This is a genomic window from Rhizobium sp. FG113 (assembly GCF_057809895.1).
This window is the reverse complement of record NZ_JBMDKV010000021.1, coordinates 15,504-40,928: the sequence shown is the minus strand read 5'-3', so window position 1 is coordinate 40,928 and position 25,425 is coordinate 15,504. Positions and strand designations below refer to the sequence as shown.

The window sequence follows — 25,425 nt, the reverse complement described above, 5'->3', positions numbered from 1 at the left end:
GTCTTTGTTTGGTCGCATGTCGGAGCCGCAAAACCGCTGCACACTTTTGCGCGACATGCTTTAGTCAATGAGCCTTGCCGGGATCAGCCCGCGCAGGGAGTTGCCGACATAGAGTTTTCCGGTCTTCAGATCATCGCGCGTGATGCGGCCGACGCGGGCCTTGCGCTGGCAGATCAGCTCGGTGCGCAGCACGCCCGCGAGCAGGCCGCAGGAGATCGGCGGCGTGCGCAGCGTGCCCGAGCCATCTTCGAGGAAGATCGAGGTGATCGTGCCCTCGCAGGCCTCGTCGCGCTCGTTCAGCATCAGCACTTCGTCGGCTTCATGAGGGGCGTATTCGGCGCGTGCGGCCTCGTAGACGGCGCGGTGCGTCGTCTTGATGCGCAGCAGCTTGTCGGCGGAGTCGAGCCGCTGGTCGGCGATGCGGATGGTCCAGGTGGTGTCGGGCGCGAGCGGCGTGAAGGAGGCTGATGTGACCTCGATAGTCGCGTTCTCGTCGAAGGTCAGCCGGACGCGCTGGGGAGACGTGGCGCCGGCAACGGCTTGCTGCAGTCTTTCGAGCGCACCCGCCGGCTGCGGGAAACCAATGCGGCGGGCGGAGCGGGTTAGGCGGGCGAGATGCAGGCGCAGGCGGATGAAGCCTGTGTCCGGCTCGTAGCGCAGGGTTTCGATCAGCGAGAAATCGGCCACGGTCAGACGCTTCCCGTTCCTGCGATCGGCTGGTCGCCGATGGCGAAGCGGGCCTTCAGGAGGCACTCCTCGTATTCGGCTTCTGCGGTGGAATCGATGACGATGCCGCCGCCGACATTGAAGACGGCGCGGCCGTCGTCAAAGAGCGTCAGCGTGCGGATGGCGACGGAGAAGCGCATGGCGCCCGATGGCGCGATCATGCCGATGGCGCCGCAATAGACGTCGCGCGGGCCGTCTTCCAGTTCGTGCAGGATGGTCATGGCGCTGATCTTCGGCGCGCCCGTGATCGAGCCGCAGGGGAAGAGGGCGGCGAGGATGTCGCGGATTTCGAGGTTGGGGAGGAGCTTTGCCTGCACATGGCTCACCATCTGGTGTACCGTAGGATAAGTCTCGATGTCGAAGAGCTTTGGGACGTCGAGCGTGCCGACTTCCGTGATGCGGGAGATGTCGTTGCGCAGGAGATCGACGATCATGCGGTTTTCGGCCTGCGTCTTGATATCGGCGAGCATGGCTTGCTTGATCGCCTCGTCCTCGGCGGGGGTGCTGGCGCGCCTTGCCGTGCCCTTCATCGGATGCGTCTCGATCCAGCCTTCCTCGTCGGTGCGGAAGAAGAGTTCGGGCGAGCGCGACAGGATGACCGGACCGCCGAGATCGACCAGCGCACCGTATTTCACCGGCTGTCGTTCGATTAGCGACCAGAAGGCGGCGCGCGGGTCACCGGACCAGCGGGCCGTAATCGGCATGGTGAGATTGGCCTGGTAGCAATCGCCCTGCATGAGGTGGTGGTGGAGGCGGTCGAAGCGGTTCTTGTAGGTGGCGAAGTCCCATGCGGCTTGCGGCGCCGTCAGGAACTCTTCGTTTTCGAGGCGTTGTGTTGGTTGGGCGAGCGGGTGGTCGTCCGGCTGCGGGTGGTCGAAGACGCCGAAGCACAGCAGCGGGGTCGTGCGGTTCTCGATGGCGAAACCGGCGAGCTTGTCCTCGAAGAGGTGGCCGGCTTCGTAGGCGATGTAGCCGGCGAGCCACTTGCCCGACTTTCTGGCCTCCTCCATGCGGGCGAGGCCGGTAAAGACCTCGGCGCGGGTGTGGGCGACGATGATCTCGGTCGGGTCGGCGAAGAGCATGACCTGGCCGGATGTGTCGTCGCGGAAGAGGATGTGGGGGGCGGACATTAGTTCACTCCCTCATTCCTGTGCTTGTCACAGGAATCCAGCCACGGCGCGTCCGCGCCGTGAGAGGACCTTTTCTTCGCGGCATAACATCTCCCATGCCCAAGGACTTGGGCATGCTGGATTCCTGTGACAAGCACAGGAATGAGGGAGAGTGAGGGGCTGCTGGGCGGTCTATCAGTCATCTTGGTGCATTCGCTCAAGGCGTCGCTTGCGCTCCGCCCCCTCATCGCCTCGCTACGCTCCGGCACTTCTCCCTGTCGGGGAGAAGAGACCTGTGGCGGCGTAACGCCCCAACTCTTTGTTTAGCTGGAGATAAGGAACAGCGCTTGTGAAGCTTCCTATCTCAGCCCTTATCTAGCGCTTCCAGCTCGTCGATCAGCCCCTCGATCATCGACAAACCCTTGCTCCAGAACGACGGATCGGTGGCGTCGAGGCCGAAGGGCTTGAGGAGTTCGGAGTGATGCTTGGTGCCTCCCGCCTTCAGGAGTTCGAAATACTTGTCCTGGAAACCCTGATCGGCCTTCTGGTAGACGGCGTAGAGCGAGTTTACCAGGCAGTCGCCGAAGGCATAAGCGTAGACGTAGAAGGGCGAGTGGATGAAGTGGGGGATGTAGGTCCAGTAGGTCTCGTAGCCCTCGGAGATCTTGATCGCCGGGCCGAGGCTTTCGGCTTGGACGGACAGCCACAATTCGCCGATCTGCTCGGCCGTCAGCTCGCCTTCCTTGCGCGCGGTGTGAACCTTGCGCTCGAATTCGTAGAAGGCGATCTGGCGCACGACCGTGTTGATCATGTCCTCGACCTTCTGGGCGAGCATCGCCTTGCGCTCGCGCTTGTCCTTGGTCTTGTCGAGAAGGGCGCGGAAGGTCAGCATTTCGCCGAAGACGGAGGCGGTTTCGGCGAGCGTCAGCGGCGTCTGGCACATCAAAGCGCCCTGGCCGCCGGCCAGCACCTGGTGGACGCCGTGGCCGAGTTCATGAGCGAGCGTCATCACGTCGCGCGGCTTGCCGAGATAGTTGACCAGCACGTAGGGGTGGGCGGAGGGGACGGTCGGGTGCGCGAAGGCGCCTGGCGCCTTGCCGGGACGGACCGGCGCGTCGATCCACTCCTCGTCGAAGAAGCGCTTGGCGATCGCGGCCATCTCGGGGGCGAAATTACCGTAGGCCGAGAGAACAGTGTCCTTTGCCTCGGTCCAGGAGATGACGGCGTTTGAGGTTTCCGGCAGCGGCGCGTTGCGGTCCCAGAACTCCATCTGATCCATTCCGAGCCACTTCGCCTTCATCGTGTAATAGCGGTGCGACAGGCGCGGATAGGCGTCGCGGACGGCGGCTGCCAGCGCATCGACCACTTCGCGCTCGACGCGGTTGGCGAGGTGTCTTGAATCGGCGATGTCCTCGAAGCCGCGCCAGCGGTCGGAAATGTCCTTGTCCTTGGCGAGCGTGTTGGTGATGAGCGTGAAGATGCGCAGATTGTCCTTGAAGGTCTTGGCGAGCGCCATGGCACCCTTGCGGCGCACTTCGGGGTCGCGGTCCTGCAGCATGTTCAGCGTCACTTCGATCGACAGCATCTCGCCATCCACCTCGAAGCGCAGCTCGGCCATGGTCTCGTCGAACAGTCGGTTGAAGGCGGCGGCCGAGGTCATCGACTTCTCAAGGAAGAGCTGCTCCAGCTTGTCGTCGAGCTGGTAGGGCTTGTCCTTGCGCAGGTCGACCAGCCAGGGGCGGTAGTGGCCGGCATCGGGGTCGTTGGCCATGCAGGCGTCGATCACGGCGTCGTCGATGCGGTTGAGCTCGAGCGTGAAGAACAGCAGGTGGCCGGAGAAATCGGTGATCTTCGCCTGCACGTCGCCGTAGAGCTTGCCGTTGGCCGGGCTCGACGTGTCGGAGAAATAGGTGAGGCCCGCGAACGAGCCGAGGCGGCCGATGATGTCGTCGAGCGCTTCATATTCCTTCAGCGCCTGGCCGATGCCGTCTGCGCCCTTCTTGGTCGCGGCGTCGGCGAGCTTGCCCTTCCACTTGGCTTCGAAGGCGAGAGAGTCCTTTTCGGCCTTCGCCATGTCGGCCTTGAAGGCATCGGAGGTGGCGGAAGGATAGAGGTCCTGAAGCTTCCAGGTGGGGAGGTCGCCGAGTTCGATCGCCTTCGCGGAACCGGCATTGCTTACCGAAAAGTTGTATTCGGCGCCGAAGAGCGGGTTTTTCATAAGCGGGATCCTCTTCCTATTTTACGACAGGTCTGACTGTCTAAGCGCCCAAAGCCTTGGCATCAAGGGGCTTTTCGTCGCGCAGGAGCGTCGTTTCGAGGCGAATCCGCCTTCGTCACAAACGTTAAAATGCGATTATTTCTCAAAACTGGATGTTCAAGCCTTTCTGCGACATTGCCATTCAAGGTTTCGCATGAAGTGAGGCAGCAATGACCGGTTACAACGAGCACAAGGGTGCAGCGCAGATACTTGTCGTCGAAGACGATCCTGTACAGCGCAGACTGCTGAAGAACGCCATCGAGCGTCACGGACACGTCGTCCACCAGGCAGAGAATGGCCGGATCGGTCTTGAGATGGTGAAGAGGGCCGGTGGCCTCTACAACGTCATCGTTCTCGACCTGATGATGCCCGAGATGACGGGCCTCGAATTTCTCGAGGCGATCCATGCCTTCGGTACGCAAATTCCTGTGATCGTACAGACCGGGCAGGGTGGGATCGAGACGGTGGTGCAGGCGATGCGCGCCGGTGCTTTCGATTTCGTCGTCAAGCCCGTCTCGCCGGAGCGGATTTCCAATTCGATCGCCAATGCGCTGAAGCTCGATCAACGCGAGGTCAAGGCACGCGCCGGACGGCGTTCGCGCTCCGGTGCCGTCGGCTTCGACGATATCGTGTCGGCAAGCCCGGCGATGATCCGCGTGCTGGATCTCGCCCAGCGCGCCGCGCAATCCAACATTCCCGTCGTGCTCGAAGGTGAATCCGGCGTCGGCAAGGAGCTGGTGGCCCGCGCCATCCAGTCGGGTAGCGACCGTTCCGGCAAGCCTTTCGTCACCGTCAACTGTGGCGCCATTCCGCACAATCTGGTCGAGAGCATCCTCTTCGGCCATGAGAAGGGGGCCTTTACGGGCGCCACGGAGCGGCATGTCGGCAAGTTCATGGAAGCCGATGGCGGCACCATCTTCCTCGACGAGATCGGCGATCTGCCGCTCGACGTTCAGGTGAAGCTGTTGCGCGCCGTACAGCAGGGCGAGATCGAGACCGTCGGCGCGCGCACCGCGCACAAGGTCAACGTCCGTCTGATCTCGGCGACCAACAAGGATCTGATCGAAGAGGTCAAGAACGGCCACTTCCGCGAGGATCTCTATTATCGCCTCAACGTGTTCCCCATCACCATCCCGGCGCTGCGCAAGCGCAAGGAAGACATTCCGCATCTGGTGCGGGTGTTCACGGAGCGCTTCTCGAGCGAGCAGAAGAATGGCAACCGCATGACGGTCAATGCCGGCGCGCTGGCCCTGCTCACCGCTTACGACTGGCCGGGCAATATCCGCCAGCTGGAGAACGCGATCTTCCGTGCCGTGGTTCTGGCCGATGGCCCGGAGCTGACGGAAGCCGACTTCCCGCAGATCGCGGCGCAGCTTCCGGAATACGACGTGGTCGATCATCTGGCGCTGGTTGCCGACAACAGCAGCAATGTTCGCCTCGGCGAGATCGCCGCTGCCGAATTCGGTGTCTCGCAGACGGTGGCCGACAATGTCGCGGCGCGGATCAACGACGCACCCGACAACGCGATTTCGAGCACCAATCCATCAGGTGACGTGCGCAAGCTTGCCGATGTCGAAGAAGAGCTGATCCGATTCGCGCTCAAGTTCTATCGTGGCCAAATGAGCCAGGTCGCTCGCAAGCTGGGCATCGGTCGCTCGACGCTTTACAGAAAGTTGAAGGACTACGGGATCGACCCCGACAACCCCCAAAAGGACGCTGCATAGGGTGTTTCAGTTAAGATTCCGGCAAGCACGTATCTACTAAAGCACACAAGCCTAAGAATGCACGAAGCGCTGTTTTTACAGCGCTTTTTGCGTTTCGACTCTTTTGGCTAAACTGGCACTCTTCGCTCGCTTATCAGGACAACGGAAATACACTGCTCGTGTAAGTTGAAACACGGAGCAAGTTGATGCAAATCCAAATTGAAGCGGAGTCGGCATTTCGTGTATGGGGCAAGATCGATGGCGTGGCTTTCGATGAAACCTATGCAAGCGTTGCAGAATGGAAAACGGAACGCAAACTGATCGAGCAGCGCTTCGCCGTTGAGGTGAAGGGGATGGCTTCGGTATGATCCTGTTGACACCTGAACTACGTGCGCAGCTGATCCGCAACAATCTCGAAGCAGGTGAGGCCGATCATATCCCGGTGGTGAAATGGTTCACGCCCTGGGCAAACGCGACATGGATCATCACAGAGATGGAACCCGATGGCCGTTGCTTTGGGCTTTGTGGTGTCGGCCAAGGCACGCCCGAACTCGGTTATGTGAGTTTGGAGGAGTTGGAGAGCATCAAGGGGCCGTGGGGTTTGCGCATCGAGCGCGACCTACATTTTCATCCGAAGCGACCACTGTCCGAATATACAATAGCTGCACGGGCGGCACAACGGATAGTAGATCTTTAAGGGTTACGTCGTAGAACGAGATCGGCCGACCGGGCCACTCCTCAAATTGATATCACAAACTTAGGCCCGCTCTGTCCAGCGGGCCTCTTTTGTTTGCGGACATGAAAAACCCTTCCCGGGAGACAAACACGGGAAGGGTCAAGGAAAACTATGAGAACTGCCATGCAAGCAACCGTCACCGGTTATTTATACCGAGGTGAGAGGTCCGCCGCATTGGGGCGCCAGCGGACCTCTTCGGGGCTCGGTTCCAGGCAGAACCGGTTATCAAAGTAGCATAATCTAATGTTCGAGAAAGAGGACGTGGTAAATAATTCGTCGTATATGCGATGGCTGCTCAAACGGGTTCGGCAATAACGTCGGACCCGTAGTCATGAATAATGACTGCCATGGTCCTGCGGCTGCATAATTGCGGAAAAGGAGACCAGCATGGACGAGCAACAGACCGCATTTTTCGAAGACTTCTATTGGAGAGCACGCAACCGCCGTGGTCGCGATGGTTGGGCTATCGAGTTGAATGAATGGCTGACCTTTTGGGGCAGTCATCCGCTTCGTGATTACAAGATTGAAAAGCCGCGTGGTGTCTCAATGCTCCGCCAGGACGAGACTGCCGATTGGACGATTGCGAACTTGGTTGTCGTGACGAAATCCGATGTGCTGCAACGTCGCCCGCGAGTGGTCCCACCGGTTGATACGACGGTGCGGCGCACGATGAGCGTTTCGGAGTGGTTATCCGAAGTCAGGGGCTAAATAGAACGTGAGCGCTTTAAGCCGGCCCTCACACTCCAAGAACGGTATGCCCCTTCTCTCAACGCTCCGAGGGAAGGGGTTTTTCTTTGAGCCGGTAAATACGGCAACACGCCAAGAAGGAGCGAAATCCCATGACCGAAATGACCCGCAACGACCTTGCTGCGTTCACCCTGTTCAAAAAAATGATGAACCGCTTGGCCGACAACCGTGAGGAATACACGGCGCGCCTAGCTGTCCATCAGCACGCCTACGCGGTCTTCAACCAGCTGAACGGCATTGTCTCGGCAAGCAGCGTGTCGCATCCGACGACCTTCACATTCATGCCGGGTCACACCCATAGTGTCAGCCCGGTTGTCGCGGAATGGACCCCGTACATGTTGCCATCGGAATATGAGGTGTTCGAAGCCTACATGCGTGGTGAAGATGTCATCCTGCATGTGCTGGCCGAGGAACGATAAGGCGTACCTCCAAAGTGGTAGGCTCTTTCTCTGGAACTTTCGTGATGGTTGTAGGTAAGTACATATGCCGACCCCAGCGTCTTTACCTGTTGTGACGCTCGGCACTTGGGAGGGGTTAGCCTGCTGACGCTTGCCCCTCCCATCTAATCTAATGCGCCGTGGAACGTCACTGGCGCGTTTTCCATATCCGCACACAAGCACGCGTCGGATACGCCCATTGCGTTCCTGGGGCATCTATGGCGGCCAGTGACTGCTTTAATAGCCAGCCTTGCGCCAGCCCGCAGCGCGTGCTTCCGCTTCGGAGCAGAACCAGCGTTCGCCGTAATCGGGTCGGATTTTCGTGGCGGCATAGTAGTGCTGGCCCGGCACGTGAAAGATGCGCTCGCCCGAATTGATGCTGATGTTGCCTTTGATCTTACAGCTCGGATTGAAAGCGTTGGTGATTGCGCTCGGCAGCACCGTATAGCCCCCGGCTCCGAGAAAAGCCGTCGTCGAACACAATAGAACAACTGCCGGAAATTTCATGTCCGCCCCCAACTGAACTTACGAGTTGTATCAGGGTCGACTTATTTTCGCGTGTACGGGGTCGCTAAAATTTGCCCGATCCCCAGGCGCGACTCTTTTAAGAAAGATATCGCTATTTCAAGCAGTTATCTGTTAAATTGCATAAATAATATGTGAACACAGCGTCGTCGGAAAACGGAGTGTTCGAAAACTCCGCAGACAACGTTGGTTTCCAGTTTTCTTCTGAAATGAACCCACTTGCTACTCCGACGACAGCAAGTGGGTTCATTGTTTCAAACAAGAAGAAAAAGAATGGAAACGAAAATGTCTACACAATCTCACACTGCTGCCGAAATCCTCGCCCTGGTTCGCGCAAATCGCGCTCGTCAGGAAGGCACGTCACACGTAGTCGTCGCCAACGATTACTTTTCCAACCGCGACTCTTTTAAGGATATAAAGGCGGCTGCGAGTGATGCTATCCAAGGCGCGACTCTTTTAAATGATAAGAATGATAATGTAATCCTTAAAAGCGTCGCGCCTGTGGCGCACATCGACGCTGACGTAAGGGGTGACTTTCCTGTCTCGGATGATAAGGCGCTCGCGGCTCTGCCTGCTTCGCCAGTAACCGCGCTCGCTGCATCCGCAACGACGCCTGACAACTCCGACACGTCTTCGCTCTGCTCATCCGCCTCGGAAGACAAGTCTGTTAAGCCCCAGACGACCCCCGCCGAACCTGACACCGACGACCTGGGCGTTGACCTAGATGACGTTGCGGTTCTCGATGACGAGGCCGAGCCGGAGCTATTTGATCCCGACTTCTACAAGGTCCGCGTCGATTATTTTGACAACGGTGTCGTGAAGAACAAGACCCAGCACACGGCGAAGCTGACGATGCAGATCAATCCGACCAGCGCGAAAGAGGACGATTATGTCTGCATCGCAAATTTCTACAGCCGCTCGCGTGACCTCCGCCAGAAGGTCAAGGCCAAGGACATGTGGAACGGCTGGTACGACGACCTAGAGGCGTTCTTTGCCGAATTGTGCGCAGCGGAGCGTTCTTTCGAACTCAAGCCGCAGATCGCAATCCTCAAGGAGCAGGGCAAGGATCAGTTCGGCAAGACCCGTTTCGAGCCGGTCGGGTACAGCGCCTGCATCATCTACAAGGAACACGGCAAGCCGCACGTCGTCCACATGTTCTATCAGAACTTCATCCAAAGCGTGGCCTTGGATAAGCCCTTCACGAAGACGAAGCAGTCGTCATTGGTTGCCATTGGTCTCTATCGCGATGAGGCACGCGCTCATCTGGAGCCGCGTTCGGAAGAGCCGAAGAAGATGATCGTTCGCGACCGCAGTTTCTTCGGGAAGTGAGGCCATCGAGCCCGGCTTCCGACGCCCAGGCATAAATAAGAACGTAGATAACAATAAAAGGAGAAAACTCCCGATGCCAAAAAAAGGCCAATCACTTAGCCCCGAACATCTGGCTGCACTCAGTGCGGGTCGCACCAAGGCGCTCAAGGGCAAGAAGCAATCCCCGGAGCATGTGAAGGCGCGCTTTGACGGCCTCGCTAGGGTCCGCGCTGCAACTGTCCGCGTCTCCCGTAACGATGCGGCGATGCTCGAAATTGCTCGCCAGCTGATCGGCAGCATGAACGAAGCGGCAATCCTCGATAAAGAAATTCTTCGTGCCAATCCAATGGACCCCTCGAACAACAGCTTGTTTGAGAGAAGTTCAAAAGCCGACAGTCGTGTGCAGACTTTGCATGCGATCGGAGCCGCCTGGCTCGACGGCGAAGACGTGCTGCTCGCAAAACTATCCCAATAATCAAGAAGGAGAAAACTCCCATGTTCGCATTCTTTAGAAAGCAATCAGAAACGTCAGAAGCGCCCGAACTCACGGCAGAGCAGGCAACCGAACTTGTCCTCACGGCCCTGAACGCTGACAGCGATACAAGCAAGTTCTTTGCCCTTGATGATGCCCGTTCTGAATGGAAGTCCGACACTCGTGACTTCGCAAATCCGGCCTTCATCGGAGTGCATTATCGGATCTATCAGATGGCCGGTCCTGACGGCATCAACATCGATAAATCGCAAGTCCTGTTCGACTACAGCGTGGCAGCCGAATTCCAGACTTGCCATGCGGTTGCAGGAGTGCGTGCCGATTGCATGGGCTTTGAGGTTGTCTATCGTTTTGGTCGCGCTCACCAAGCCGTAGAATTCCAGCAGATGGCCGCCTTTAGTTTCCCACGAGTTCACTAATCAAGAAGGAGAAAACTCCCATGCAAGACCTAGACACAAACCTATTCGAAACAACGCCCGCCGCCACGATCCGCGCAACAGGCGATGCAGTCATCGCCTCAACCCTCATCGAGCGCCCGTCGAAAACGACCCGTGCCAACGTCCAGTACGTCAGGCTTTCCGATGCCGAGCATAGCTATCTGCGCAATGCCATCGACATTCTCGACAAGGCCCGCACGAACAAGGACGATCCGACCATCTATGTCGGCTTGAACCTGATCCTCGACAGGAACAGCGGCATTTGGGGAAGTCAGCTACGCAAGTTCTCCACCCAGCGTGAAGTGCTTGAGGGCGTTATCGGCAAACTTGCCAAGCCACACAAATATGTCCGTGGCCGTGCTGGCGAAGACCTTAGCGTAAAGCAGCTGACGGCGATCAATCAGATCCTGGCCGCTGTTGGTTGCGACGAGATCGCTGTTCCGGCGAAGGAGGCGTGATCATGTCGGTGATCAGTTCTCTTTTCATCTTCGCGATCACTGCCGGTATCGCAGGATTGCTACATTTGTTCGGGTTCTCCGATCTGTTCGTGACTGCCGTCATGATCTCGGCGTCGGCGCTCACCTCTGCGATTACATGCGTTCGTTGTTCAAAAAGCGCGAGGGAGATGTCGCATAAAAGGTCACGGGTCTTTCGTGTCGGCCCATTTTCCTTCGCGATTAGCCCAATCCAGATATTCCTTAGAGTTGCGTGGTGGCACACGAGTCTCCACCGACTCGGTATTGGTTTGGTATATCTGGTCACCCAGATTTTGGGTGTTGATCACGTAGTCGAGCAGCGACGTACTTGTGCCATTGATCAGCCAGCGACTGCCCCAACCCAACCCGTAAAATATAACGGTTAGGACAGCGCAGCCGGCCAAATCTTCGAGGCGTAACATCACCAGATTCACGGCGGCGAACATCAAAGCGACGGCCGAGGCCAAGGCGAACACTACATAGGTTGCCTGAGCAATACGGTCGATAGGCTTTGCAAATCTGGTCATCAGCACAATCCCTTTGATATTCTTTTCTGTGAAATTCTCTACCGACCCGAAATTCCAACTGCAACCGTTTTGGGTGACTTCCTAATCATTCTACCGGGAAGAGCGTCTTTCCGTAGTGTAGGAGGTAAATACGGGATAATCCAAATAGGAGTGCCCGTATGGCCGTCACAAACACATTCTCCGCTATCCCGACAAACACCGCATGGACGCAGATCGTTGATGGAACGACCATCGCAAGCTGCGGCATTCAACTTGATCCGACCAGCACCAGCGTATTCCTGGCGATAGCGCAGAGCCTTCCCGCTGCTACGACAGATGATTACCTGCACTTTGACCGTCAGCGCGACGTGTCGATCAGTTTCACCCTGAATGCGACGGATAAGGTCTATGCGAAGTCGCCATCAGCAACGTCCGTCAAGGTTCGCGGATATCAGGTGACACGCTAATATGGGTTTCGGCTTTTCATTCTCGCTGAGCCCCCAAGGTACGACAACCCCGGCGGCTCCACCGACAGCGGCTCCGACTGTGACGACAGCGCCAGCGATCAGCGGCACACCACAGAGCGGCAGCACGCTTGGAACGACATTCGGCGTTTGGACACAGAGCCCAGACGGATATGCATATCAATGGAAGGCGGCGGGAACGAACATTTCCGGCGCAACTTCTCGCACTTATGACCTGACAGACGCAGAGGTTGGCAAGACCATCACCGTCACGGTCACAGCGACCAACAGTTTCGGCTCTGCATCTTCTACATCAGCAGCCACGGCAGCGGTCACAGCTAAGCCGATCACGGAGAAGCCAGCGAACACGGTTGCCCCGGCCATCAGCGGCAACGCGCTTGTCGGCTCCACACTGATGACGAGCAACGGCACTTGGGCGCATAGCCCATCCTCGTACAGCTATCAGTGGTTCAGGAACGGCACGGCCCTTTCCGGCGCCACAGCCAATATCTTCGCGCTGCTCACAGAGGACTACGGTGCAACATTCTATGCCCGCGTCACGGCAACCAACGTTGTTGGCTCGACCAACGCTTTCACCGCGACAGTCGGCCCTGTCAGCCAGAATGCTCCGACGAACACAGTCGCTCCTTCGATCTCCGGTCTTCCGCAAATCGATGCTGTTCTCACGGCAAACCTCGGCACATGGACGAGCGACCCAACTTTGACCGTGCAGTGGTTGAGCGATGGCTTCGAAATCAACGAGGCAACCGACCTGACCTATACGGTACAGGCATCGGACAAGGATACGATGCTCAGCGTTATCGTCACGGCGGTCAATTTGGGCGGCACGACAACGGCTACGTCGGCGGAAATTGGCCCGATCACGAAGGCCAACTTTACCTACAAGATCGTTGCGGAGGGTGATTCTTTGACAGCTGGTGCGTTGGCATCGGATGAACAGCACGCTTATCCTCCGGTCGCATTCGCACAGTTGGATGCAGGTCCGGTCATGGAACTCGCGAACATCGCGACAGGCGGCTACACAGGTCAGAACATCGCGGACGATTTCGACAATCGCGGTGGTGCTGCATACGACCCGACCAAGGACTTCAACATCTTTACGTTCATGATCGGCGCAAACGACCGCTCGCAGCAGTACAATGACCGACAGACCTATGTGAACCTGCGTCGTGTCCTAGTGGCTGCAAAGCGCAAGGGTTATCAGCGCCGCATTATCGGCACGATCATTGCCAGCGATGAAGGTGACGCGCCGTACCAGAGTTGGAACGTCGCTGACGTGCAGTTCAACACCTGGATCAAAAACTACTGGTCATCCGACCTCGATGCCGATGGCCTCTTTGACTTCGGCGCTGATCCTCGTTTCGACATGGCGAGCGACGCCAGCAACACCACCTATTATGCGTTCGACCGAAACCACCTCACTGATACCGGCTATGCGGCACTAGCTGCGATCTACAAGCCGGTGCTGCAAGCGGCCATCAACGGGCCGGGTACTCGCACAACGCTGCCTCCGACATGGTTCGCCGTCGATTGCTCGAAGCAAATGGCGTTGAAGAACTCGGATCGCACCGTCTATTGGCCCGAAGACGGCTTCACCAACGCCTGCGTTCGTGGTGCTCCGGGTAAGGAAACCGGCAAATGGTATTTCGAAACCGCGCATAAGGTCGGCAATGATCCGACGACCGGCGTTGGCCTGATGAACATCGACTTTGCGACAAACCTGGAAGCCGACTGGATCGATCCCGGTCAGGACGCAAACGCAATCGGCTACATCAGCCACGAAAGTTACATCCGCTATCAGGGACAGAACCTCGCGTTCATGGGCCAGATCGCAGATGGTGATGTCGTAGCTGTTGCTTTCGACGCGGACACTCGCCGCATGTGGATCAGAAAGAACAACGGCCTGTGGAACGGCGGCGCGGCAGAGGGCAGCGAGCCGTTCGATCCGGCAACGGGTATCGGCGGCATTGATATCTCCGCACTCGGCACAGGCAAGTTGTACCCGGTCGGCTACATTCTGAACTCAGGCAGTGAAATCACGGCTCGATTTGCGGGAGGTCAGACAACGTTGCCGATCCCATTGGGCTTCTCGATGATCGGGGCTTAATCGCCCCGATCACGGAACATGAACGCCATCTGATCGCCAACAACGGGGATTTGGCTCGCGGCCCAAAACGTTGGAACTACCCAAATAAGGGTGAGGATCACGCCATACACTGCGAACCTGCCGTGAACTTCGTCATGCGACGATTTCGCGTAGCTGATCGGACGTTCGTACTTTGCTTTAGACACGCGGTAGGTGAAAATTGAGAGGAAAGCCCAACTGATGAGCGCATCGTATCCTAGAACGAGTAGAGCGATCCACTTACTAAACCAGCTGCAAACGAGGCCAAAACGTTCACGTCACGGTAGTCCCGCACTGCGAAAAAGATCGCGCATAGAAGGACTGCGACCAAAAGGAATGGCCAAAACACGAGAACTGATGAAACCTGCTTTCGCATTTCCACCGCAGATTCACGCCATGCAGCTAACAGGATTCTCATGTTTCCTCAGTAACCGCGTTTTTTGATGATTGCTGCTGCTATCATCTTTGGTTCTTCTGTTTCAGATGCGCCGATGTATCCCTTCGCGAAATAGGGACCTTTTGCCTTTACCAAAGCATCGTAGAGCGCATAGCGAGATCGGTTGCAGCTGGAGGACGCGATTTGCCCCAACTCCAGGGGAGACCCCTGGACTCGCGAATATTCGTTCACTTTGTCCCGCAAACATTCCCAATGCGCGGCGCGCTCTGGCAGTTTATCGATGTCGACATTCGATTTCGAATCTCCGGTCGTCTCACAGCTAACCAACGCGAGCGCGGCAAATGCCAATGCGATAAACTTTTTCATGACGTTCCTAAAATGCATTCGAGTATTTGGCTCTGGATCAGATGCAGACGTTCGACCCGTCTTTGACGATTACAGCCCATTTCGGACCAAGCGTTTCTCGAGCGGAGAGGGCTTGATTGCTGCCGGGCTCACCCTGCTTAAACATGCGAACGCCAATGGATTGATCATGAGAACCACTCATGATGACAGGGCCGGGCATGTAAGTGGTGGTCGCGTTCACTGTCCCGTAGCCGCCATGGGAATTTACGGTGCCGTAGGTCTGGTACGATCCCGGCAGCTGCGTTGCGTGAACGTTGCTGGCAGCAGCAGCGGATGTGATGACATAGAGGTCATATCCGGCTTTGATCGTTTCGATAGCCGCTTGCTTTTGGGCTGCCTTCGCGGCTCCCACCGAACCACATTCTGGGTCAGCGCTGGTTTGAATTATCATCTGGTTCTGAGAGACACGCATAGCAGTGGATTGCACGCAGCCGCCAAGCATCACGCCAGCCGCGACTAGCGCGAGAGTAGTCTTAAACATTAGATTGCCCCCAACCTTTACGGGCAATATTTGGCAGCAAAGACAGTAGAAAGTCAATCGCACGGTTGGCTGAAGGTTAATTCTCGCACGACTTATCGCATCATCATGGAGAAGGCGAACCACACGTCTTTCTTGCTTCCACAGCTACGGCACACAAGCAGTTTGGCGATATCGTACATGCGGGTATCCGGGGGGAAACGAGCCAGCCGCTTACGATCGATAAGACGTAGATGCCCGCAACGGCATGACGCGGATAACACCTGCCACTCCGATAGCTGACCAACGGTAATGTCGGGCAATTGCATTAGCCCTTTCGGCAGTCGCATCATATCCCGCATTGCCTGGGCGGCAGCATCGACGTGAACCCGCTCAATCCGTGCGGTCATGGCGCAATCTCGATCCACACGCGGGCAACCAAGAGCGCGGGCTGTGGCAACGGGTAGGCTATCGAAAGTCATGTCACCGGAACGAGCAACGATGTTGTCGATGGCATAGCGATGGCGGGCTTTACATAAGACGCACGACAGGTAGGCGATTTGCCCTTTCCGATTAGAAAGCCAGTCCCGGCCATTATCGAATGTGTGGTCCACGGGCATAGGTCACGCAGTTCGCGCTTTCACGGTTTCCACGGCAAGCAGTCGCACCCGATTACCCGGCATCAACTCGATACGACGGGCATCAACGAGCCAGTACAGGGCGTTGACGATCTCACCCTCGGTATGTCCACGGCCCACCAGAGTAGGCCCGATCTCCAAAAGGTTGATCGGCTCCTCCGTCAATAACGAGCAAATGGTTTCGCTTAATGCGGTCGGTTTTTCCATCCCGGCAAGTTAGAACAAAAGAGGAACAAAGGCAACGGCGAATTAACCCTGCCAACTACCGCCCACAGTCTTTAATTGAATGGTAAGCGCCACGGCTGTAGCTGCAACGAAATGCACGCAAAGGGCCAAGCAATGATGAATGAGCGACCTGAATCGACCGACTATTCCGAGATCATCGACTGGTTTTCCCAATATTCAAGCCTGAACACCGTAGCGCGGGCAAAATGGTATGTGCTGACTGGCTTTCCCCCGGCAATCGCAAAGACACACCCGGACTATCAGGACATCAAGGACCGTACTCTGGAGTTTCCCCATGCCCTGGTGAACTTGGCGTACATCAGAGGGATGAAAGAGCCACTAGGCTATTTCCGCTGCATCGATCGGCAGGTGCTTATCGACAAGTGGAAAGCCGGTGACACAAAGACCGGAAAGAAGTTCAAGGACATGCTTGCGTTCCAAGATTTCATGCTGGATGAGATGAAAACGGCAATCCGCTTGAACGGCTCGGCAGCTATCGTGTTCGATAAGTCCGTGCCGTGGTTGTTGACGAAGACGGCGATAGCTGAGTTCGAAGACGATTATGAGGTCTTCTACACGCTGTTTGAGGACAAGCGTGATGCAGCCAAGTTCCTGACGGTTTATAATCGCTGGTACACCTGAGTTTCCGATCAGTACGATATCAGCGCTGCAATCCACACGGCAATAATCCTGTCGGGCTCAACAGACCGGCCTAACTTAATCAACACATCCAGTGCGCCGCTGCCAGACGTGGCCCGATATTTCCGCACCTTTTCGGTCAGGAACTCGGTTCACGCGCGTTATTTCCACCCATGTCAAAAGGCAACCGAAAAGATCGCTCGCCCTTTAACTTTTTCGGCAGCAGGAACGAGCAACGCACGCTGCTCGTGCCGAAGGAGTTACAACCAATGCAACCACAACAGTATGTCGCATATTATCGTGTCTCGACGCAGAAGCAGGGACAGAGCGGATTGGGCTTGGAGGCGCAGCGGGCAGCTGTCGCCCACTGTAATCCGATAGCGGAGTTCACCGAGATAGAATCCGGCAAGAACGATGATCGAGCCGAGTTGATGAAGGCGATGGCATTCGCCAGGACGAATAATGCCACGCTGATCGTCGCCAAGTTGGACCGACTTTCACGTAAGGCCGCATTCATCTTGAACCTGATGGAGACAGGCACTCGCATACGCTGCGCGGACATGCCGGATGCTGATGAGTTCCAACTCCACTTGTATGCGATCCTAGCGCACAAAGAGCGCAAGATGATATCGGATCGGACCAAGGCAGCGCTGGCAGCTGCAAAACAGCGTGGGGTCAAACTCGGCGGCATACAAGCAGCTAAAGCCGAACAGATCGCCAGCTACGACCAAGCAGTCGTTCCCGTTATCCAGAGCATCATAGACAGCGGCGAGACAGGACCGGCAGCAATTGCACGCGGACTTAATGAGAGAGGCGTTACGGCAGCTAATGGAGGACAGTTCACCTCGACGCAGGTAACGCGCATTTTAAAAAGATTGCAGCCCTGAGTAATCTTGGGCTTGTTTTGTTCCCGTTATGGTAGCAGGACAAGAGCACGGCAGCAACGGTGCTGCTGGTGCAAAGGACTTATACAATGGCTAACGCTCTCGAACTCCTCAAGGCTTCTGCAACGACCGGTGTTGTTGGTGGTCAGACCCCGCTGGAAATCTTCTACGGCAAACTGGCAGCGCAGATCGAAAACGCAAAGCAGGTGAAGGCGGGCAAGGAACTGAACACTCGGTCGCTGTGGTTCCGCAAGGACGCGCAGGGCTACGTGGTCCGCATCGGTCGCAATGCTTTCGAGATCGCCGGCAGCAAGTTGTTCCGGGCAAAGGATCTCGACGGCGTGGTCACGATCCTGGCTGCGGCTCACGATGCGATTGCGGCGGATGAGAAGTTGCAAGCGGCAATCGTCGAGCACTCGGCTGAACGGTCGGAGCGGCTGAAGGCCGGACGTGCGAAGAAGGCGAAGTAATCAGCAGCATCAGTTAGCGCGAACTGATGGAGCCCTAGTCGGAAACGGCTAGGGCTTTTCCATGACCTGTTGCCAGCTGCACAAGCGCACCACTGGACCCTTAGGAGGCTCGTCCGCTGGCTCGGCTACTATCCGTGCGCGCTGATGCAGCAGCGGCTTACCGCCAGCGTATGACTGTCCTGTGGACCCTACGACTGTAGTGCCAGGCCGAACCTCAGAGGGGTCATAGAGTAGCGGGGTGTCAGGGGTTAGCGCTGTTGCGCAGGGCATTGCCATCGCAGCGGACGGCGCTCCATTGGACCCTATGACTGCGGCTACTGCGCTGGGGGAGGTGTTTTCACGGCGGAAAACCAGCCATAGGCCCCCCTGCGCCGCTCTACAAAAACCTCTATACTTCGCCAACCATTTGATATGATTTTAAAACATTTCAGCTGTCGAAGTCGCACTCGACTAATTGCAATTCTGCTATCTGTGTGAATAATGGCCCAGCTGACTGGTCGCTGCGCTTTAGAGGTCGAACCTAAAGCGCTTCTACATCGAGGGGTGGGCCAGTCAGCACTACCGCCAATTTTGCACATTTCGGCCATTGTCGGACGCCCGATCAATTGCAATTCAGCTATGTGTGTGAATAATTATCTGGCTGGCTGATCACCCGCGCTTTGGACCTCGAACCTGGAGCGCGGCTTCATGGAAGAAGGATCAGTCAGCACCATCTCATCGTCGGTACCGTACGCTTCATATTCAGATATTGCTATCCGTGCATATTTGGCTAAGATTGCACGCGCTGGCTGAGTGATCCGTAATGGTCCCAAACCCAAAGCGTGCACACCACATCATTCAGTCAGCACCATTTGTATGATTTTTAAAATTTTCAGAAATTTCAGATTCAATTGAATCGGGTATTTTCATTTTCAGAAATGCCAGTACACTACCGATATCGACGCTAGTACAAGTGGTGTACTCCGCTTAGGAGTTACACCTGCTCTTGCCCAGGCAGGGGAAGGGCAGGAGCCTTAATCATGTTGATGTTCGATATGTTAACGGACCAAGAGATTGAACATGTCACCAGCGCAGTATGCGAATGGTGTCGCCTCAATCACTGCGATCTCGACAGCCAGGAAGGCCGTCGTGCGATCACGATCAGCGTCGATCTAATCCAGACAAAGCCATATGAACCGCTCCTTGATCAGTTGATCAGGGTGCTCGGACCGTTTGAGACTAGGCCGGAGATATGCAGTGGGAATGCATCGACAATCGATAAGCCAAGAACAACGACGCCAACAAGCAGCTGACACCGATAGTGTGGCCCGCGCTATCATTGAAGAACAGCGTGCAGCTCGTGCAGCCAAAACCGCTCGATTGCGTGAGGCTCGCTTGAAGATGGAAGCGGAGGCCAAAGCGCCGACCACGACCAAGGCGAGCAAGCACTGACCTTCTACTGATCTTCATCCCTTAGAATTTGGAATGGCAGCAACTCGCAGCGTTCCCACATCTTGGCATTCTGGCTGGTCTAGTCGAATTGCCCGCGAGGGACACCCCCAAGGATACTAGGTCAGTCAGTTCCATCAATCCGGCTGCATCGGCAGCAGAATATGCCCATGCTCTTCCAAGCGGAATTTCGTCGCAACTCGCATGTCGATAAAGCCCGCATACGCGAACCTTCCCGCTGGATGAAGCGTAGTCAGGAAAATGGCGGCGCCAGTTTCCCGAAGGGCGTCAAAAGCGTCCCCTACCAGCGCGTGAAACGGAACTTCGAAAAGACCTTCGCACTCGTTGAAGATCGCCAGCTCGGCCAGAACGTCTTCCGGCAGCAAGTTCCGGTCTTTCAGGGTTGAAATCGTCCCGTCATCATCATCTTCCAGGAACTCAATCTCTCCAGTGATCCGCTCCTTGAAATACTCGACTTGCCGTCGGTTTGCCTCGCCGCGAGCAGCGTTGAAAATGTGCCCGTTCACGATGATCTCCAGGACAATTATCGGGCCGGTGTTTGCGAGCATGTCGTCAAATGTCTGGCGGATGCGCTGGCGCACCGCCGCTTTATGCTTCTCGTATGTGTGCATCTCAATTCTCGTTTTCGATTGGGCTAGCCGGGAAGAATTAAGATCCTCCCGGCATGACTGAGCTATCTCAAGGGATTTCCCGATAGATAAGGCGACGGCGAATCTTGCTGATAACCGTTTGGCTCACGCCGTAGCGCTTTGCCGCAGCCACAGTAGTTTCACCGCTGCTTCTGATCTCGACCACATCTGCCGCTTCAAGTTTGCGAAACAGCGAACCTTCCAAGAAACGTATGTTGTGTGGCCCAAATGGTTTGTGCGGATCGCTTAGGGCTAACACTCGATTGAATGGCTCGTTGCCTAGGGCAATCAAGTCAGCCTTAAACTGATCAAATTCTTTCCATTCTTCCGAGACTGTGACGCCGCGTGCTCCATAGAGGTGGTAGTCGGAATGGTTTGGGTCGTAGCAAGCGCTCATCATTCTAACCCAACGTCTATATAGGCGGCTGTATTCCGCTTGGTGCTCCGTCGGCACGTAAGGCTGATGCTTCTCTACGCTTCCCGCCGTTTCCGGGACGCCGGGAGATACATCATCGTTCGGTTCGGGCTTGTCTTTGAATGTTCGGCGTCTGCGCCAGCGGCCCTTTCGCGAAACGATATAAGACACACCCGGCTCGAATTGGATAGGTCGACCGTTTTTGTCTGTCGGGGTTGGGAAAATCACCTTCCCGTTGTCTAGAAAGACAACGGCAGGGCTTGCCTCAATGATTTCCGGCCTGACTGTTGTCGCACGCACGTAGCCAAAGCGTTTCAGAATATGATCGAACGTGGGCTGAATTCTATTCTTCATGGCTGGCCTCCATCGATCCATGCCGCGCCGCCTGTCAGCAGCCAGCTATGAAACGTTGCGACGACCGGAGGCTCAACCGTGAGAAGATCGGCACGGTTAAAAAAGGCGAGGTTCAACGACGGATCGTTGATTTTCGTCTGCCAGTCCGAAACGACTACCTGAGTGTTCTGGACGAAAATGCCCTTGGAGATTCGAGTAGGGCGGTAGACCTGGATGAACGCCGCAACGCTCTGGCGATCGGCAACCGTCGCGAAATAGCTGACGGTATATCCGAGGACGATAGTCTGGCGGATGGGGTCGTGCATCAATCCATTGATCAGGATGTAATGCGGGTCGTGCTTGTTGGTCATAGACCGTTCTCCGTAATGCTGACGGAGAGGACCGGATTTGGCTTCGATGTAGGCACAGTGATCCGATCACGCGTCAGCGTGTTTTTGTCAGATTTTTCGGAAAACGTGCCCTAATAGCCGCTTGCGCTATTGGTACGGTCAGGCCGGTCTCGCGTAATAGAGTGCCAGAGGACAAGGCTATTCGCAGATCCAATTCGTTCTCTATAACCGCATCGAACCGGATAGCGCAATATCTTTGTTTACGAATGGTTAACGGCAAAATCGCGTCTGGTGATGACGGAGTATCTTGCGCGGATACATATTGTTTGCTTAATATATGTCCAGGTTCAATGCGGAGCCCACACACCAATATTCTGAATGCCTTACCGGCTATTGATCTGCTGGCGCTCTGTCGTTTGTAGGAGGTAGACGAGATGCTTCAATCACTGATGAGCCTGTCCGACGAAGACGTATCGGCGGTTATCGCCGCTGTTCACAAATACTGTGGCGACCACGGTTATGACTTGCACAGCCCGCAGGGCAGGCGGACAATCACCACAGCGCTGGAGTTAGTGCAGAAAAAATGCGATCCAGAAACGCTAATTATTGATCTAGATCAGAGGCTGCATTCGTAGTCGCGACAAGATGCCGGGCTCTGGACCGGCATGAGAGCCAGCCGGGCGCGATCGGGCGGTGCGTTGCAAGCCAGCCGCTCGAAACGGAGACTCTTCGACGTGGCGTCCAGCTGGCCTCACTCAATTTATCTTGGCGGCTTCAATCACAGTAGCCTCGATCACCGGGACGGTTTCGGAATGGGCAATCTCCTTTGCCTTGTTCCAGCTGTCGAGCGCGTCGAGCATCGCGGACCAATCCTGTTTGTGGTTCACATCGACATCGACGGTCTGCTTAGGCGCACCCCATCCACGGTTTAGGATCGCGGTCGCCGCAGCTACGCGGCTTGCGCCGTTCTTGCCGTTCTTCATTTCATCAACAAGCGTTTCGATGGCCGTCATGGTGTGAGCCTTAGCGGCTTCTTTTACGTCGGCGGGGATAGGTGTACGGCCCTTGGCGTTGCCGGTCGAGCCTTTCTTGAATTGCGCTGCCTTTTGCGCAGGGGTGCGGGCTGTCTGTCGATTAGCTGGCATCGGACACCTCCGATGGAATGATCTTGCCGCCGACATGTCGGGTGAAGAAGTCTTCATCGTTCGGATTTTCGAAATCCAGATAGAACACGCATTCCTTATCGCCCTTGTCTGTCGTCTCGAAATCAACCGACACAATCACCCACGGCGAGGCATCGACAATGTGTTTCGTGATCCAGCCGCCGTATCGGGTGTTGACCCAATCCGTGATGTTCTCCAGCTGCGTCTTCTGCGGATTGTCCTCGATCAGTCGGGTGATCTCGCCGCGCATGTGACCGCCAGCGATTACAAATCTGATTTTGCTCATGAAGCACTCCCTAAAACCATATTTAGGGGAATCCGGCAGTTCCGCGCCGCTTACGTCTTTGGCGTCTGTTTGGCTTCTGTTTGAGCGTCAATTTGGCTGTCACCCGTTAAATAAGGACACACTCATACAGATCGGGCAGGGCAGAATGTTCATCGACCACACATACAGGGGAACATTCCAGGCGGTGACCGGTGCTTGAATCAGTCTCCGCATTCCTCATAGCTATCGGCATCAACCCCACACACCTTGCGGCTGGCCTAGCAGGCAGCATCGTCCGCGCAATGCTTACGAAAGCGCGCAGCAAGTGGGAAATGTTCAGCGTTAGTATCGTTGGCATGTTCTGCGCAACGTATCTGACCCCCATCATCGTGAAATGGATCGCGCTCGATGCGGATACGACCAACGGCGTTGCTTTCGGTATCGGGCTTATAGGCATGTCATTGGCCGAAGGCTTCGTGCGGATGGCGCAGAATTGGTCGGCAAATCCGCGTCTGCCGGGTGAAGCAAGTTTGAAGGGCCTAGCTGACGCCGTAAACCCGCCAGCGCCACCAATCGCAGTCATCGAGCCACCAGCCGAAGAAAAACCGGAGCCTGTAAAAGCCCCGGTCCGCCGAAGAAACCGACGTAAAGTTGATGGGATCGAGTAGTCAAAAGTTGCGAAATGAATGAATTACGAATGCACTGCTAGTCATTTTGCCTTTGTGATGCCCTCCATTCGCTTGATTGAATCCGCTACGTGCTTGGGCGGCTCATTGCTCGACCACATCACGCTAAAATAAGCCCACGCAATCCAGCCGATAACGAGCAGGCTCAAGCCGAAATAGCCCACGCAGACGATGTGCAGCCAATTCAGCCGGTAAGTCTCCGTCGCGTCCAGCGTCATCAGCCCGGCAAACACAGTGGGGAGCAATGCGAGGCAAACAGCGACCGGCACGGCCAGCACGTAATACAGTTCCCTCCAAAACACGATTGCAAGTATTGCGACGATAATCCAAAGCGCCATTGCTAAGCCCTCAAGCAGTTGTTGTGCTGCTATTACTTAGCCATGTGCTGGTAAGGGCAAGAAAAAACACAGGAAAATCAGTAAATTCCTGTTTTTAACTAAATATCCGAAGTCAAGAAACTTCGGAATATTATGGCAATCGACAACAAAAAAATGCAGGAATTGCTTGCTGCATTCAAAAACGACCCTCAGTTCTTCGTCACGACGATCTTTGGTGAGAAGCACGCACTCCGCCCCAAGCAGCTAGAGTTCTTCGAGAAATTTATAGGCAACGACCACATCACTTTTAAAGGTGGTGTCGGCTTCGGCAAGACCCGTGTCATGGCAATCGCCGTCTGGTGGGCGTTGTTTTGCTTCAACGACTTGAAGGTCAACATTTTCGGGCCGTCAGAGAAGCAAATTCAAGACAACCTCTGGAACGAGATCGGCATTCTCTACAATCTCATTCCCGAAGCGATCAAAGAGCAATTCGAGTACACGCCGTCGATTGCGTATCGCAAAGGCAGTCGCAACGAATGCTTTGCGACGTATTGGGCGGCAAATCAAAACAATCTCGGTACGTCTCGCGGTATCCACGCGACCAATAACTTTGTCTTTGTTGACGAGGCCTCAGACGTTCCGAACGTGGTTTTCACCAACCTCGAAAACATCATGACCGACGTCAATCCGAAACTCGTGATCGTTTCGAACCCCGCGCACACTAGCGGCTTTTTCTACGACACTTGGGAACACAAGACGATCAGCAAGGCATGGACGAAGGTTCATGGCCGCATGGCTGACAACCCGAACATGACGAAGGAGAAACTAGACGCGCAGATCGCCGTGCATGGCGGCGTCGGTTCTCGAAATCACCGCATCATGGTCGAGGGCGAATTTCCTCTTGATGATGTAGCAGGCGTCATCCCGCTGGCAGCAGTGCTTGAAGCGGCGAACGAAGAAGATGCGATCCCGCCTCACGATGCACCTGTCATCTGGGGTCTCGATCCGAATGGTGGCGGTAAGGACCGTTCTGCGCTCGCGAAACGCCACGACAACGTCGTGTTGGAGAAGGTCAAGGAGTTCAAAGACCTCGATGCGGTCCAGCTGGCGCAGGCGATCTATGACGAATACCGGGCAACACCTCAAAAATTGAAGCCTGCGGAAATTTGCGTGGACGCCAACGGCCCCGGCTACGGCGTCTACACGATGCTGCTCAGCATGGGTCTTCCGGCTAAAAAGGTCATGGCGCAGTCGAGCCCGACGCGTGACCAGCAGCTATATTCTCGCCTCCGCGATCAGCTGTGGTGGGCCTGCCGCGAATGGTTTGTCGGCGGTGGCGTTTCAATTCCGAACGACGCGGAGTTGATGAAGGAACTGACGGTTCCAACCTACGACTATGAGGCGACTGGCAAGATCAAGGTCGAAAGCAAGCCTGAAATCAGAAAGCGCAACAAAAACTCGCCAGATTTGGCCGACGCTCTTTGTCTGACCTTCGCCAGCAACGCCAAGCAGCATGTTGGCAAATGGGCTTGGTCGAAGCCCATCGAATATGACGTTCGCCACTACCAATGAGCCGTAAACCGCTCAATCCGCTAAATATGGCAGAGGGCTAATAAGCCCATGGAGGAGCGACCAA

The 25,425-nt window shown here is 56.0% G+C and carries 32 protein-coding genes and 2 pseudogenes; 19 read left to right on the top strand and 15 right to left on the bottom strand.

What is annotated here, in order from left to right; genetic code table 11:
* Positions 1-60: 60 nt before the first annotated feature.
* The 3 genes from ACODTZ_RS30860 to ACODTZ_RS30850 all read right to left on the bottom strand — a co-directional run bounded on the left by ACODTZ_RS30860 (position 61) and on the right by ACODTZ_RS30850 (position 4,053).
* Positions 61-687 (bottom strand): aminotransferase class IV family protein, encoded by a 627-nt coding sequence (locus ACODTZ_RS30860; protein ID WP_489030469.1) that lies wholly within the window; start codon positions 685-687, stop codon positions 61-63.
* 2 nt (positions 688-689) lie between these two features.
* A complete protein-coding gene (locus ACODTZ_RS30855; protein ID WP_489030467.1) occupies positions 690-1,856 on the bottom strand; it encodes an aminodeoxychorismate synthase component I in 1,167 nt (388 codons plus the stop codon).
* A gap of 343 nt (positions 1,857-2,199) precedes the next feature.
* A complete protein-coding gene (locus ACODTZ_RS30850) occupies positions 2,200-4,053 on the bottom strand; it encodes a M3 family oligoendopeptidase (RefSeq protein ID WP_489030465.1) in 1,854 nt (617 codons plus the stop codon).
* A gap of 209 nt (positions 4,054-4,262) precedes the next feature.
* Between ACODTZ_RS30850 and ACODTZ_RS30845 the strand changes: the two are divergent.
* The 6 genes and pseudogenes from ACODTZ_RS30845 to ACODTZ_RS30820 form a co-directional block, all read left to right on the top strand.
* Positions 4,263-5,517, top strand: a pseudogene (locus ACODTZ_RS30845) (sigma-54-dependent transcriptional regulator); the annotation flags it as partial.
* A gap of 86 nt (positions 5,518-5,603) precedes the next feature.
* A pseudogene (locus ACODTZ_RS30840) lies at positions 5,604-5,816 on the top strand (helix-turn-helix domain-containing protein); the annotation flags it as partial.
* 185 nt (positions 5,817-6,001) lie between these two features.
* On the top strand, positions 6,002-6,163 hold the full coding sequence (locus ACODTZ_RS30835; RefSeq protein ID WP_489030463.1) for a hypothetical protein: 162 nt from the start codon (positions 6,002-6,004) through the stop codon (positions 6,161-6,163).
* Positions 6,160-6,492 (top strand): DUF2958 domain-containing protein, encoded by a 333-nt coding sequence (locus tag ACODTZ_RS30830; protein WP_489030461.1) that lies wholly within the window; start codon positions 6,160-6,162, stop codon positions 6,490-6,492. The genes ACODTZ_RS30835 and ACODTZ_RS30830 overlap by 4 nt, the downstream gene beginning before the upstream one ends.
* A 426-nt stretch (positions 6,493-6,918) precedes the next feature.
* On the top strand, positions 6,919-7,239 hold the full coding sequence (locus ACODTZ_RS30825) for a hypothetical protein (protein ID WP_489030459.1): 321 nt from the start codon (positions 6,919-6,921) through the stop codon (positions 7,237-7,239).
* 131 nt (positions 7,240-7,370) lie between these two features.
* A complete protein-coding gene (locus ACODTZ_RS30820; protein WP_489030457.1) occupies positions 7,371-7,697 on the top strand; it encodes a hypothetical protein in 327 nt (108 codons plus the stop codon).
* A gap of 255 nt (positions 7,698-7,952) precedes the next feature.
* Here ACODTZ_RS30820 and ACODTZ_RS30815 read toward each other — a convergent pair whose 3' ends face one another.
* Positions 7,953-8,222, bottom strand: a complete 270-nt coding sequence (locus tag ACODTZ_RS30815; RefSeq protein WP_489030455.1) for a sunset domain-containing protein — start codon at positions 8,220-8,222, stop codon at positions 7,953-7,955.
* A gap of 291 nt (positions 8,223-8,513) precedes the next feature.
* Between ACODTZ_RS30815 and ACODTZ_RS30810 the strand changes: the two genes are divergently transcribed.
* From ACODTZ_RS30810 to ACODTZ_RS30795, 4 genes are all read left to right on the top strand, one after another.
* Positions 8,514-9,569 (top strand): hypothetical protein, encoded by a 1,056-nt coding sequence (locus ACODTZ_RS30810; protein ID WP_489030453.1) that lies wholly within the window; start codon positions 8,514-8,516, stop codon positions 9,567-9,569.
* Between the two features lie 73 nt (positions 9,570-9,642).
* Positions 9,643-10,023, top strand: coding sequence for a hypothetical protein (locus tag ACODTZ_RS30805; protein ID WP_489030451.1), 381 nt, complete (start codon positions 9,643-9,645; stop codon positions 10,021-10,023).
* Positions 10,024-10,043: 20 nt separating this feature from the next.
* Entirely contained in the window at positions 10,044-10,457 is a 414-nt protein-coding gene (locus tag ACODTZ_RS30800) for a hypothetical protein (protein WP_489030449.1), read from the top strand.
* Between the two features lie 20 nt (positions 10,458-10,477).
* Positions 10,478-10,933 (top strand): hypothetical protein, encoded by a 456-nt coding sequence (locus ACODTZ_RS30795; protein WP_489030447.1) that lies wholly within the window; start codon positions 10,478-10,480, stop codon positions 10,931-10,933.
* A 182-nt stretch (positions 10,934-11,115) separates the two neighbouring features.
* Here ACODTZ_RS30795 and ACODTZ_RS30790 read toward each other — a convergent pair whose 3' ends face one another.
* Positions 11,116-11,478 (bottom strand): hypothetical protein, encoded by a 363-nt coding sequence (locus tag ACODTZ_RS30790; protein ID WP_489030445.1) that lies wholly within the window; start codon positions 11,476-11,478, stop codon positions 11,116-11,118.
* Positions 11,479-11,636: 158 nt separating this feature from the next.
* Between ACODTZ_RS30790 and ACODTZ_RS30785 the strand changes: the two genes are divergently transcribed.
* A complete protein-coding gene (locus ACODTZ_RS30785) occupies positions 11,637-11,924 on the top strand; it encodes a hypothetical protein (protein WP_489030443.1) in 288 nt (95 codons plus the stop codon).
* A gap of 79 nt (positions 11,925-12,003) precedes the next feature.
* Positions 12,004-14,049, top strand: coding sequence for a GDSL-type esterase/lipase family protein (locus tag ACODTZ_RS30780; protein ID WP_489030441.1), 2,046 nt, complete (start codon positions 12,004-12,006; stop codon positions 14,047-14,049).
* A gap of 442 nt (positions 14,050-14,491) precedes the next feature.
* Here ACODTZ_RS30780 and ACODTZ_RS30775 read toward each other — a convergent pair whose 3' ends face one another.
* The 4 genes from ACODTZ_RS30775 to ACODTZ_RS30760 all read right to left on the bottom strand — a co-directional run bounded on the left by ACODTZ_RS30775 (position 14,492) and on the right by ACODTZ_RS30760 (position 16,171).
* The gene (locus tag ACODTZ_RS30775; protein WP_489030439.1) at positions 14,492-14,830 is read right to left on the bottom strand and encodes a hypothetical protein; all 339 of its coding nucleotides are present in this window, start codon (positions 14,828-14,830) and stop codon (positions 14,492-14,494) included.
* A gap of 37 nt (positions 14,831-14,867) precedes the next feature.
* Positions 14,868-15,350 (bottom strand): hypothetical protein, encoded by a 483-nt coding sequence (locus ACODTZ_RS30770; protein WP_489030437.1) that lies wholly within the window; start codon positions 15,348-15,350, stop codon positions 14,868-14,870.
* Positions 15,351-15,442: 92 nt separating this feature from the next.
* A complete protein-coding gene (locus ACODTZ_RS30765) occupies positions 15,443-15,736 on the bottom strand; it encodes a hypothetical protein (protein WP_489030435.1) in 294 nt (97 codons plus the stop codon).
* A gap of 213 nt (positions 15,737-15,949) precedes the next feature.
* A complete protein-coding gene (locus ACODTZ_RS30760) occupies positions 15,950-16,171 on the bottom strand; it encodes a hypothetical protein (protein WP_489030434.1) in 222 nt (73 codons plus the stop codon).
* Positions 16,172-16,303: 132 nt separating this feature from the next.
* Here ACODTZ_RS30760 and ACODTZ_RS30755 point away from each other — a divergent pair, with 132 nt between their 5' ends.
* The 4 genes from ACODTZ_RS30755 to ACODTZ_RS30740 all read left to right on the top strand — a co-directional run bounded on the left by ACODTZ_RS30755 (position 16,304) and on the right by ACODTZ_RS30740 (position 19,474).
* Positions 16,304-16,831 (top strand): hypothetical protein, encoded by a 528-nt coding sequence (locus ACODTZ_RS30755; RefSeq protein ID WP_489030432.1) that lies wholly within the window; start codon positions 16,304-16,306, stop codon positions 16,829-16,831.
* A 170-nt stretch (positions 16,832-17,001) separates the two neighbouring features.
* Positions 17,002-17,715 (top strand): recombinase family protein, encoded by a 714-nt coding sequence (locus ACODTZ_RS30750; protein ID WP_489030430.1) that lies wholly within the window; start codon positions 17,002-17,004, stop codon positions 17,713-17,715.
* A gap of 86 nt (positions 17,716-17,801) precedes the next feature.
* Entirely contained in the window at positions 17,802-18,182 is a 381-nt protein-coding gene (locus ACODTZ_RS30745) for a hypothetical protein (RefSeq protein WP_489030428.1), read from the top strand.
* Between the two features lie 1,019 nt (positions 18,183-19,201).
* Positions 19,202-19,474: a hypothetical protein gene (locus ACODTZ_RS30740; protein ID WP_489030426.1), complete on the top strand. Its 273-nt coding sequence runs from the start codon at positions 19,202-19,204 to the stop codon at positions 19,472-19,474.
* Positions 19,475-19,747: 273 nt separating this feature from the next.
* Here ACODTZ_RS30740 and ACODTZ_RS30735 read toward each other — a convergent pair whose 3' ends face one another.
* From ACODTZ_RS30735 to ACODTZ_RS30725, 3 genes are all read right to left on the bottom strand, one after another.
* Positions 19,748-20,242 carry a hypothetical protein gene (locus tag ACODTZ_RS30735; RefSeq protein ID WP_489030424.1) on the bottom strand — a complete coding sequence of 165 codons (495 nt, stop codon included), beginning with the start codon at positions 20,240-20,242 and terminating at the stop codon, positions 19,748-19,750.
* Between the two features lie 67 nt (positions 20,243-20,309).
* Positions 20,310-21,029 carry a hypothetical protein gene (locus tag ACODTZ_RS30730; protein ID WP_489030422.1) on the bottom strand — a complete coding sequence of 240 codons (720 nt, stop codon included), beginning with the start codon at positions 21,027-21,029 and terminating at the stop codon, positions 20,310-20,312.
* Complete coding sequence (locus ACODTZ_RS30725) at positions 21,026-21,379, bottom strand: hypothetical protein (RefSeq protein WP_489030420.1); 354 nt, start codon at positions 21,377-21,379, stop codon at positions 21,026-21,028. The genes ACODTZ_RS30730 and ACODTZ_RS30725 overlap by 4 nt, the downstream gene beginning before the upstream one ends.
* A gap of 413 nt (positions 21,380-21,792) precedes the next feature.
* Between ACODTZ_RS30725 and ACODTZ_RS30720 the strand changes: the two genes are divergently transcribed.
* A complete protein-coding gene (locus tag ACODTZ_RS30720) occupies positions 21,793-21,993 on the top strand; it encodes a hypothetical protein (RefSeq protein ID WP_489030418.1) in 201 nt (66 codons plus the stop codon).
* Positions 21,994-22,113: 120 nt separating this feature from the next.
* Here the strand turns inward: ACODTZ_RS30720 and ACODTZ_RS30715 are convergent, their stop codons facing one another.
* On the bottom strand, positions 22,114-22,503 hold the full coding sequence (locus ACODTZ_RS30715) for a hypothetical protein (protein WP_489030416.1): 390 nt from the start codon (positions 22,501-22,503) through the stop codon (positions 22,114-22,116).
* Positions 22,493-22,807 (bottom strand): hypothetical protein, encoded by a 315-nt coding sequence (locus tag ACODTZ_RS30710; protein WP_489030414.1) that lies wholly within the window; start codon positions 22,805-22,807, stop codon positions 22,493-22,495. Before ACODTZ_RS30710 ends, ACODTZ_RS30715 begins: the two co-directional genes overlap by 11 nt.
* 191 nt (positions 22,808-22,998) lie before the next feature.
* Between ACODTZ_RS30710 and ACODTZ_RS30705 the strand changes: the two genes are divergently transcribed.
* Complete coding sequence (locus tag ACODTZ_RS30705; protein WP_489030412.1) at positions 22,999-23,454, top strand: hypothetical protein; 456 nt, start codon at positions 22,999-23,001, stop codon at positions 23,452-23,454.
* Positions 23,455-23,495: 41 nt separating this feature from the next.
* Here ACODTZ_RS30705 and ACODTZ_RS30700 read toward each other — a convergent pair whose 3' ends face one another.
* Entirely contained in the window at positions 23,496-23,810 is a 315-nt protein-coding gene (locus ACODTZ_RS30700; RefSeq protein WP_489030410.1) for a hypothetical protein, read from the bottom strand.
* A gap of 132 nt (positions 23,811-23,942) precedes the next feature.
* On the opposite strand from ACODTZ_RS30700, the gene ACODTZ_RS30695 reads away from it, so the two are divergent.
* Positions 23,943-25,361, top strand: coding sequence for a terminase large subunit domain-containing protein (locus ACODTZ_RS30695; protein ID WP_489030408.1), 1,419 nt, complete (start codon positions 23,943-23,945; stop codon positions 25,359-25,361).
* The last annotated feature ends 64 nt before the right edge of the window (positions 25,362-25,425 follow it).